Here is a 10,418-nt window from a genome sequence, read left to right as displayed (position 1 = left end):
GGCCATGCGCCGCGTGTTCACGAACACCAGCGTGGTGCGATGTTGCTCCACGAGGTTGCCGAGCCGGTTGTACACCAGCTCCCACATGTCGTTCGACATCACCGGCTCGAGCGGCACCGGCGGCACCTCGAGGGCGAGGTCGCGGCGGCGCGTGTGGCCGATGTCCACGATGGCGCAATCCTCACGTTCGTTGCCGGTGAGGAACGCGGCCACCGTTTCGATGGGTTTCTGCGTGGCGGAAAGGCCGATGCGGGTGATGCGCCGCTGCGCGATCGATTCCAGGCGCTCCAGCGACACCGCGAGGTGGCTGCCGCGCTTGCTTGCCGCGACGGCGTGGATCTCGTCGACGATCACTTCGCGGATGTCGCGCAGGATCGCGCGGCCCGAGTCGGAACCCAGCAGGACGTAGAGCGATTCCGGCGTGGTGACCAGGATATGCGGCGGCCGGCGCTTCATGCGTTCGCGATCGGCCGATGGCGTATCGCCCGTGCGCACCGCGGTGCGGATCTCCAGGTCGGGCAGGCCCTGCTTGCGCAGTTCCTCGCGAATGCCCGCCAGGGGCGCCTCGAGGTTGATGCGGATGTCGTTCGACAGGGCCTTCAGCGGCGAAACGTAGAGGATGGTGGTGCGATCACGCAGGCCGCCCTGCGCCACGCCCTCGCGCACGAGCACGTCGATCGCGGACAGGAACGCCGTCAGGGTCTTGCCCGAACCGGTCGGCGCGGCCACGAGCGTGTGCCGTCCGGAACGAATGGCCGGCCACGCCGCCACCTGCGCCTCGGTGGGCGCGGGAAACGCGGCCGCGAACCAGGCGGCGACGGCGGGATGGAAGGCGGCGAGCGGCATCGACTTTTGTGAATTCATTGAACCACTTAAGTGGGGGCTGACGGTGTTGGGCGCAAGCCGGGAGGTTACTCCCTCGCCGTCTCGCGGGTTGCGATAAACGCATTACTTGGCGATGGTGGGCACCTCTTTCCGTACCGAGCAGTGACCATGCCCGACATCGCCCGTCGCAGCGCCCTCGCCCTTGCCCTTGCCGCCGGACTTGCCGGCTCCGCCCATGCCGCGGCGCCCGCGGACCATCCCTGGATGGACCGCTCGCTGTCGCCCGACCGCCGGGCGGACCTGATCGTCGCCGCCATGACCGACGACGAGAAGTTCCGCATGATCCGCGCCGACTTCGGGCAGGTGAAGGAAAAGGGTCCGAATCCGCCTGGCGCGCTAAACGGCGCCGGCTACGTTCCCGCGATGCCGCGCCTGGGCCTGCCCTTCCTCAACGAAACCGACGCCGGCCTCGGCGTGACGCGCGACGGCAACGATCACAAGGGCGCCATCTCGCTGCCCGCGGGCCTCGCCACCGCGGCCAGCTTCGATCCCGCCGTGGCGCACGCGGGCGGCCGCATGATCGGCGGCGAGGCACGGGGCAAGGGTTACGACATCCTGCTCTCAGGCGGCGTCAACCTCACGCGCGATCCGCGGAACGGGCGCAACTTCGAATACGCCGGCGAAGACCCGGTGCTGGCCGGCACGATCGTCGGCGCGGCCGTGAAGGGTATCCAGGAACGCAAGGTGGTCGCGACGGTGAAGCACTTCGCTATCAACGACCTGGAGTCGGGCCGCAATACGCTGAGCTCGGACATCGATCCCGTCGCCCTTCGCGAATCCGACCTTCTGGCTTTCCAGCTCGCCATCGCCAGGGGCGATCCGGGCTCCGTCATGTCGTCGTACAACCGCGTCAACGGCACCTATGCGGGCGAGCACGACTGGCTGCTCAACAAGGTGCTGAAGCAGGAGTGGGGCTTCAAGGGCTACGTGATGTCGGACTGGGGCGGCGTGCACAGCGGCGCGAAGGCCGCCCTTGCCGGGCTGGACCAGGAATCGGCCGGCGAGACCTTCGACAAGGAGGTGTATTTCGACAAGCCACTGCGCGCGGCCCTCGCTTCCGGCGAATTCCCGAAAGCCAGGCTGGACGACATGGTGAAGCGCATCATGCGCACCCTGTTCGCCCACGGCGTGCTGGACGGACCGAAGAAACCGGGTGCCGTCCCCTACGAGGCGGACCGGATCGTGGCACGCGACGCGCTCGAGGCGGGCGCCGTGCTCCTGCGCAATGAGGGCGGCCTGCTGCCGCTGGCGCGCAAGGGTCAGTCGGTGGCGATCATCGGCGGCCACGCGGACAAGGGCGTGCTCGCTGGGGGCGGCTCGTCGGCCGTCGCGGATGTCGCCGGCGATCCGGTGCCGGGGCTGGAACCGACCGGCTGGCCGGGCCCGGTGCGATACCACGCGTCCGCGCCGCTGGAATTCATGCGCAAGCTCGGCGGCAAGGTGAGCTTCGACCCGGGCACCGACCCGGCCGCCGCCGCGAAGGCGGCCGCGGGTGCCGACGTGGCCGTGGTGTTCGTCACCAAGTGGGCCGCCGAGTCGTTCGATACGCCCGATCTCGCGCTGCCCGACAACCAGGACGCGCTCGTCGAAGCCGTGGCGAAGGCCAATCCCAGGACGGTGGTGGTGCTGGAAACCAACGGTCCGGTGAAGATGCCCTGGCTGGACCGGGTGGGCGCGGTCATGGAGGCCTGGTACCCGGGTTCGGGAGGCGGCGAGGCCATCGCACGCCTGCTGTACGGCGTTATGGCACCGTCGGGTCGCCTGCCGTTGACCTGGCCTAAGGACGAGGCACAGCTGCCGCGCCCGACCATCGTAGGCGCGGGCCTGAACACGAAGGCCAAGCCCGCCGACAACGTCGACTACAACATCGAAGGTGCCGACGTCGGCTATCGCTGGTTCGAGAAGACGAAGCGCGAGCCGCTGTTCGCATTCGGCTACGGGCTCGGCTATACGAGCTTCGCGTACAGCGACTTCGCGGTGGACAAGGATGCGACGGGAAATCCGGTCGCCCACGTCACCGTGAAGAACACGGGCAAGGTGGCCAGTGCCGACGTACCGCAGATCTATGTCGTTGCGCCCGGCGCGGCGACACGACGTCTCGCGGGCTGGACGAAGGTTGCGCTGAAGCCGGGCGACAGCCGCCGCGTCGACATCCCGCTCGAAGCGCTGGCCCTCGCACGCTATGACGACAAGGCCGGCCGCTGGCACGTCGCGGCGGGAAGCTACTCGGTGAAGCTGGCGCGCTCGGCATCCGACGTCGCCGACGAGAAGAACGTGACGCTAGGCGAAAGCTTCCCTGTCGTGAAAGCCCCCTGACACGATAGGACCTTGGCCCATATGGGTCGGCCTACATGGGGTGGCCTATGGCTGTCCTATGTGGCTGCCCTATGTGGGAGCCCTATGTGGGAGCCCTATGTGGGAGCCGGCTACGCCGGCGATCCCGCGGCAGCGGGCACGCGTGCCGCGGGCACCATCGCCGCAGAAGCGGCTCCCACACAGGCCGTGCACGATATCGCGACGCGACGCGCGCACAATGCGCGCATGATCATCCGACTACTCCTTGCCGCTTCGGCAACGCTGCTCGTCGCCTTACCTGCATTCGCGGATCCTCCGGACTTCGACCGCCCGGGCGCCGGCTTCGCCACCACCGTGCTTCCGGCCGGAACGCTCGCGCTGGAACAAGGCTTGCCCACCTACGAGCGGCAACGTGAGGAAGGCTACCTCGATCGCACCTATACCGCCGACAGCCTGGTCCGCATCGGCACCGGTGGACCGTTGGAACTGCAGCTCGCGGGTTCGGCATGGAACCGCCTGGAAGAACGCGGCATGGGATCCCGGCGCCATGCCACCGGTCACGGCGACACGAGTCTCGGCATGAAGTGGTCCTCAGTCGGACCGGGCGATACCGGCGACTTCAGCTGGGCCGCTCTGGGCAAAGTCACGTTCGCCAACGGCGACGACGATTTCGGTAACGGCGCGCGCGAAGTAAGCCTCGGCAGCACGATGCAATGGAAGCCCGACGAGGTCCACCAGAACACGCTCTACGCGAACCTGGACCGCCTGAAGGGTCGCAATACCTGGACCCTGGCACCCACCTTCGGTCGAAAGTTCGGCGCGAACCTGCTGGCCTACGTCGAAACCGATGCGATCCACGATGCGCAGGACGGCAACGAACTCCAGGCTGGCGGCGGCGTTGCATACGACATCGGCGACCACGTACAGCTGGATGCCTACGCGCTCCACCGCATCGGTCGGCACGGGCCGTCGATGCTCGCGGGCCTCGGCATTTCGATGTTCTTCGGAAGCAAGGGCTAGGGTCCGCCTTCGGACGTCCAAAAAAACATGGCCCTCACGCTCACGCGGAGGGCCATGGCGACCGTCCCTGGGTCCAGTGGCCTGGGCCACCAAACGCGGCCCGGCAAAGCCGGCGCGGCGCCACCGCCGATGAAGGGGGGATCGATCCTGTAACTAGGGACGGACGGCTTCCTGCCGTCGGATCGGTCATCGGCGATTTTTAGCCACGCCCAGGTGACCGGGCGGGGCATGGACCTCATCTTGCGTAGGTCTGCCGCTGACGGATATAGGAGGAATCTTAAATTTAGTGCGAATTTGCCTTCATCGACGATGAAGGCGCCGAATCAGGCGGGGACGCGCGTCGAGCGCTGCTCGCGCCGGCGGTCCGGGCGGGAATGGTCCGGGTGTTCCTGGCGCGGTGGCTTGGTCGGCTGGGGAACGAAAATTCCCCTGCTTGCGAGGCTGCGCAACTGGGCACAGTCGGAAGAGCCGTAATCGCGCTTGCCTGGTTCTCGTTGCATCGTCGTTCTCCTGCCGTCCTCATCCCTCCGCGAACCCACAGATTGGGCGCCGGAAGGGAAATTTTCGGTGGCACGGGGGTGAACGTTCCGTGACAGTCCTTCACATACGTCGTCGCGGAAAAAAGGTTAAGGCGACGTCGAGGGTCGGCCGGCGTTTCCAGGCATGCGTTGGATCAGCTCCGTTGCGAGTCGTTCGTAATTCTCATCGAAGTGATGAGAACCCGGTTTGCGGAAAACCTCAACGAAGGCGGGGAGCTTGGGGTCGGTGCAGCCGCTGTCATCCGCATCCTCGGCCCCGTAATAGCAAGCCATGGGCGGCTTTCCTCCCAGCGCGGCGATCGGCGGCATGGCATCGACGTGCACGACGGGGTTCAGCCATTGCAGGAAATTGTGCGTGTGGGTGGTCCACCATCCCTGCTGCATGTAACCCTCGAGTTCGATCTCGAAGTTCACGTCGCGGCTGGCAGACAGCAGCACGAGCTGGCTAAGCCGCGCCCGGTTGTCCGGCCGCAGCTTTCCGACGATGGTGGGCAGGACGTCGGCCCCGAACGAATAGCCGATCAGCAGCACGCGCGACTTGTTCCACTGGCGCGTATAGCGGTCGAGAAGGCCGTCGAGATCGTGCGCGGATTCGTCCGGCGAGCGATACCGCCAGAAATACTTGAACGTGCTGACGCCGGCGACCGGAATACCGCGCTGGGTGAACACCGCCCCGAGGCGCTGGTCGAGGTCCCACCACCCGCCGTCGCCGGAATAGATGACGACCAGGAGGTCTTCCTCGCCGGCGGGTGCCGCCGTGAGCGCCGGCAGTTCGACCGTGGATTTTTCCATCGACGCGCGCGTCCACGGATGCCACGCGAGCAGTCCCAGCACGAGCAGTACCAGGACGGACAACAGTAAATAGCGGACGATCCTTCCCACGCGCGGCTTCATCGGCGTACCACACCGCCGATGCCGCCGGAGATCAGGCTGGCGACATTGGCCAGCGCCAGCGGCAAGGCAATGCCACCGGGCACCGCGATGTAACGCGGCTCCCATTCCGGATCGAACTTGTCCTTGTACCGATGCAGCCCGCGGAAGTTGTAGAAGCGCTCGCCACGGCCGAACACGATGGCGCCGAAGCGGCTCCACAGCGGTGCGGTGCGCCGGTTCTGCAGGCCCGACAGCGGGGCCATGCCGAGGTTGAACCAGCGATAGCCCTCGGCTTTCGCCCAGACCATCAGTTCGATGAAAAGGAAATCCATGATGCCGGACGGGCCTTCGGGGAGGTGGCGCATGAGGTCGACGGAGGCTTCTTCCTTCGTCGCCGTGACAAAAACATTCGCGAAGGCTACCGGCTCGTCACCCTGCCACACCACCGCCATGGGCGTGCGGGCCAGGTAGCGCTCGTCGAAGAGGCCCAGCGAGAAGCGCTTTTCGCGCACCTTCTTGTCGCGCATCCAGGCGTCGGAGATCGTCTTCAGCTTCGGAAGAAGGGCGGGCACGCCTTCGACAGGAACGATCTCCATGCGCAGACCCTCGCGGGAAAGCTTGTTGACCGTGCCGCGCAACGTTTTCTTCGACTTGCCGTCGAGGTTGAAGTCGGCGAGGCGCACGCGGGCTTCCTCGCCGATCTTGAGCAGGTTCATGCCCACTTCCAGGTAGAGGTCGAGGTCGCGTGGACGTACCTGGTAGAACAGCGGCCAGCCACCGGCGCGTTCACAACTCTCCCGGAAGGCCCATACCAGTTCGCGGCGCGCGTCTTCGTCGGTGCCCACGGGGTCGCCCATGGCTACCCAGCTGCGTCCTTCCACGTCGTACATGATGAAGGCCCGGTCGTCCGGCGCGAACATCAGCATCTTGTCGCCGACGAGGGCGAGATGCGCCTGGGCGGAATCGAAGCCTTTCACCAGCGGCATGGCGCGTGCCAGTTCCGCCTCGCCGGGCAGGGTGCGCCGAGGCCGCGCCGGCCGGATGAGGTTGGCCAGCGCGAACAGCATCACTACCGCGGTGGCACCGACCAGCGCGCGCAGGGCGCGCGGCGCGCCACCATGGTGGAAGCTGAACTCCCACCAGAGGTTATTGCTGTATTCGACGTGCTTGAAGCTGAAGAACACCAGCCAGGTGGCGCACGCCAGTACGGCGGCGATGGCCAGCACCCAGCCGGGCGAGAACGTGGCGCGGAACAGCGACGCGCGGCGGTAGAAATGCCGGTGGGCGGGTGCCAGCGCCAGGGCCAGCAGGGACAGCAGGATCGCTTCCTCGAAGTCGATGCCTTTGAGGAGCGAGAAGATCGCACCGAGGATCAGCAGCACGAGGGTGAGCACGTACGCCGCATCGAGCCGGCGCTGCAATCCGCGGGCGAGGATCAGCAGCAGCATGCCCACCACGCTGGAGAGGAAATGCGACACCTCCACCAGCGGCAGCGGCACGAATCCGCGCAGGATCTCCATGCGCCCGGGAATCGCCAGGGTGGCGCCGGAGAACAGCAACACGGCGCCGCTTACCAGCGTCAGGCCGGCGAAGAACGGCGGCAGCAGGCTGCTGAACCATGGGGTGATGAGCGCGGCGTGGCGCAAGGCCCGCAGCTCCCGCCAGATCACCAGCAGCGTGGCCACGCCGAGGGGCAGCAGGTAATAGACGAGGCGGAAGGCGGCCAGCGAGCCGAGGATCGGTGCCTCCAGCCCGTGGTTGCCGGTGGCCCCGAAGCCCGCGAGCATCACCGCCTCGAAGACGCCCACGCCACCCGGCACGTGGCTGATCAGGCCCGCCATCTGGGCCACGACGAAGATAGCCAGGAAATGCCCGAAGCCACCCGCTATCGCTTCCGGCATCAGCACGTACAGCACGCTCGCCGCCAAGCCCCAGTCGAACGCGCCGATGAGGATCTGCCGTGCCGCCACGGCGGGCGTCGGGGTATTTACGGACCAGCGCCAGAGCCTGATGGGCCGGCGCACCGCCACGGCGACGCCGAACCAGGCCAGGGGAACGAGGAGCAGCACGATAGCCAGGGGAATGCGCAGGCCGGACAAGGGGACGTCCGGCGGGATGGGCACGAGCAGCAGCGTGACCCCGGTCAGGGCGGCCAGCCCGAGCCAGAAGCTCAGGGTGGTGTAGAGCACCACACGTCCCACTTCGCCCGTGGTCAGGCCGGCCTGCACGTAGAACCGGTAGCGGATGGAGCCCGATACGAGCAGCGACATGCCCAGGGCGTTGGAGAAGGCATAACTGATGAAGGAGATAAAGCCGACCCGGGGTGCCGGCAGGCGCTTCCCCACGCTGGCCAGGCCGAACCAGTCGTAGAGCGTCATTACGGCAAAGCCGGCCCCGGTGAGCAGCACGGCCAGGACGATGTCGGCGCGGGACAGCGAGTGTACGTATCCGGCAACTTGCCGATACGTCACCTCGCTCGCCATCGCGTGCAGCGCCCATAGGGCGACCCCGAGCAACAGTACGGACAGCAGCGGCCCGCCGAACCGCCGTAGCAGGGTTGCGTAGAGGGCTCGCCGGGCGTTGGATGGGGCGGTCGACGGGAGCTCCGTCCGGGGTTCGTGCTCCACGTGCGCCGTGGCTCCGATCAATCGTAAGGTCGTGTAGGTTGCCACAGCGCGCGTTCGCGCGGCAGACGGCTCGTTTCCCGCGCCACAGCTTGGCCCGCCGGAGCAAAGCTTGAGCTAAGCCAAGGGAAAGCCGAGTGTAAGCCGTTCTTCATACCCTGCGAACCTGCCGGGCTCCTTTCCGAGCCGGTTTCGCCAGTGAGGTTCCATGTCTTCCGCTCACCCGGCCATGCGCGCCCTCCGGCAGCGCTTCAGGCCCCTGCTCTGGTTCGGCGTCGTATTCGTCGGCATGGCCTTCCTGGTCCGCCTGATCCTCGGGATCAAGACGCGCCACGAAGTGCCTGCCGACATCGGCTCGTGGCTGTACGCGTTCGCGGTCGGCTTTTGCTACGACATCGTCACGTACATCTATTTCGCCTGGCCGCTCGTTCTGGTGTTGTGGCTGCTCCCGCGCCGGGCCTACCTGTCGCGCTGGGGGCATCGGGCCTTCTTCGCCCTGTGCTCGGTGCTGGCGTTCGCCGTGCTCTACCTTGCCGCGGCGGAACTGGTGTTCTGGGGCGAGTTCAGCGCGCGCTTCAATTTCATCGCCGTGGACTACCTCGTCTATACCCATGAGGTGGTGGGAAACATCCGCGAGTCCTATCCGATCGTCACCTGGACGGCGCTGCTGCTCGTAGCGGCCTTCGTGGTGATGGCGCTCAGCCGGCGTGCGCTCGCACCCCGCGACGAAGGGTCGCGTTTCCTGGGGCGCACCGGCGTGGCGGGCGTGTGGCTGGTGCTTACCGTGGCGGTGAGCTTCGCGTTCACGGGCGCGATGAAAGACCGCTCCAGCAACAACTACGTGAACGAGCTGGCCGGCAACGGCATCTACCAGTTCTTCGCGGCGTTCCGCGAGAACGAACTCGATTACGCGAAGTACTACCCCACCCTGCCCGACGACCAGGCCTTCTCGAACCTGCGCGGCCTGCTGAAGACCCCCGACGCCACATTCACCAGCGACGATCCGCAGGACATCACGCGCAACATCGTGGCGGACCGGCCCGAGAAGAAGCTCAACGTAGTGCTGATCAGCGTCGAGAGCCTCTCCGGCGACTACGTGGAAGGGCTCGACGTCAGCAAGCACAAGCACCTGATGCCGAACCTCGACGCGCTCGCGGCGAAGAGCCTCTTCTTCACCCAGCTGTATGCGAACGGCACGCGCACCGTGCGCGGCCTGGAAGCTCTGGCCCTGTCCGTGCCGCCGACGCCGGGCGAATCGATCGTGAAACGCCCGAACGACGAGAACCTCTGGTCGCTCGCCGACGTGTTCAACACGAAGGGCTACGAATCCGAGTTCCTCTATGGCGGCTACGGCTACTTCGACAACATGAACCACTTCTTCGCGAGCAACGGCTATACGGCGGTGGACCGCCATGCCATCGCGGACAAGGACATCCATGCGGAGAACGTATGGGGCGTGGCGGACGAAGACCTCTTCACGCTCGTCATGAAGCGCATGGACGACGCCTATGCGAAGGGCAAGCCGTACTTCGGCCACGTGATGACCACCTCGAACCACCGGCCTTTCACGTTTCCCGAGGGACGCGTGAAACTGCCGCAGGGTTCGCGCCGTGCCGCCGTGCAGTACACCGACTGGGCCATCGCGGACTTCCTGAAGCGCGCGGCCACGAAGCCGTGGTTCGACGACACCATCTTCGTGATCACCGCCGACCACTGCGCGACCAGCGCCGGAAAGACCAGCCTCCCGGTGGACCGCTACCACATTCCGCTGTTCATCTACTCGCCCAAGCACGTGCAGCCGGGGCGGGTAGACCGCCTGATGAGCCAGATCGACATCCCGCCGACGTTGCTGGGCATGCTCGGCTTCAGCTACACCTCGCGCTTCTACGGCTACGACCTGTTCCGCCTGGAGCCGGGCCGTGAGCGCGCGTTCCTCAGCACGTACCAGGAACTGGGTTATCTCCATGGCGACCGCCTCACGTCGCTGGTACCGCGCATGCCGGTGAAGCAGATGCTGCCCGAGCGCAGCACCGGCGACGCCACGCCGGTGGACCATACGGATCCTGTGGATGCGAAGGATGCGATCACCTACTACCAGACGGCCGCATACCTGTTCACGCGCGGCTTGATGAAGCGGAAATCCGTGAAGTAGTGTCTTCTGTGTGGGAGCCGCTTCAGCGGC

The 10,418-nt window shown here is 66.4% G+C and carries 7 protein-coding genes; 3 read left to right on the top strand and 4 right to left on the bottom strand.

From position 1 onward, the window contains the following. A partial coding sequence (locus tag ACPYOD_RS18660; RefSeq protein ID WP_481303186.1) for a DEAD/DEAH box helicase occupies positions 1–846 on the bottom strand: 846 nt, incomplete at its 3' end. A 147-nt stretch (positions 847–993) separates the two neighbouring features. Here ACPYOD_RS18660 and ACPYOD_RS18655 point away from each other — a divergent pair. Together ACPYOD_RS18655 and ACPYOD_RS18650 are read left to right on the top strand one after the other, a co-directional pair. After that, positions 994–3,201: a glycoside hydrolase family 3 C-terminal domain-containing protein gene (locus tag ACPYOD_RS18655; RefSeq protein WP_481303185.1), complete on the top strand. Its 2,208-nt coding sequence runs from the start codon at positions 994–996 to the stop codon at positions 3,199–3,201. 84 nt (positions 3,202–3,285) lie between these two features. Continuing rightward, positions 3,286–4,200 carry a transporter gene (locus ACPYOD_RS18650; RefSeq protein WP_481303184.1) on the top strand — a complete coding sequence of 305 codons (915 nt, stop codon included), beginning with the start codon at positions 3,286–3,288 and terminating at the stop codon, positions 4,198–4,200. A 323-nt stretch (positions 4,201–4,523) separates the two neighbouring features. On the opposite strand, the gene ACPYOD_RS18645 is transcribed toward ACPYOD_RS18650, so the two are convergent. From ACPYOD_RS18645 to mprF, 3 genes are all read right to left on the bottom strand, one after another. After that, on the bottom strand, positions 4,524–4,700 hold the full coding sequence (locus ACPYOD_RS18645) for a hypothetical protein (RefSeq protein ID WP_481303183.1): 177 nt from the start codon (positions 4,698–4,700) through the stop codon (positions 4,524–4,526). Positions 4,701–4,826: 126 nt separating this feature from the next. Beyond that, positions 4,827–5,621, bottom strand: a complete 795-nt coding sequence (locus tag ACPYOD_RS18640; protein WP_481303182.1) for an AcvB/VirJ family lysyl-phosphatidylglycerol hydrolase — start codon at positions 5,619–5,621, stop codon at positions 4,827–4,829. An 8-nt stretch (positions 5,622–5,629) separates the two neighbouring features. Next, positions 5,630–8,239 carry a bifunctional lysylphosphatidylglycerol flippase/synthetase MprF gene (mprF, locus tag ACPYOD_RS18635; RefSeq protein WP_481303181.1) on the bottom strand — a complete coding sequence of 870 codons (2,610 nt, stop codon included), beginning with the start codon at positions 8,237–8,239 and terminating at the stop codon, positions 5,630–5,632. Between the two features lie 205 nt (positions 8,240–8,444). Between mprF and ACPYOD_RS18630 the strand changes: the two genes are divergently transcribed. Beyond that, positions 8,445–10,388, top strand: coding sequence for an LTA synthase family protein (locus ACPYOD_RS18630; protein ID WP_481303180.1), 1,944 nt, complete (start codon positions 8,445–8,447; stop codon positions 10,386–10,388). Positions 10,389–10,418: the final 30 nt, after the last annotated feature.

Source organism: Luteibacter sp. HAY1-4A, from assembly GCF_056755355.1.
This window is presented reverse-complemented; position numbering and strand designations above follow the sequence as displayed.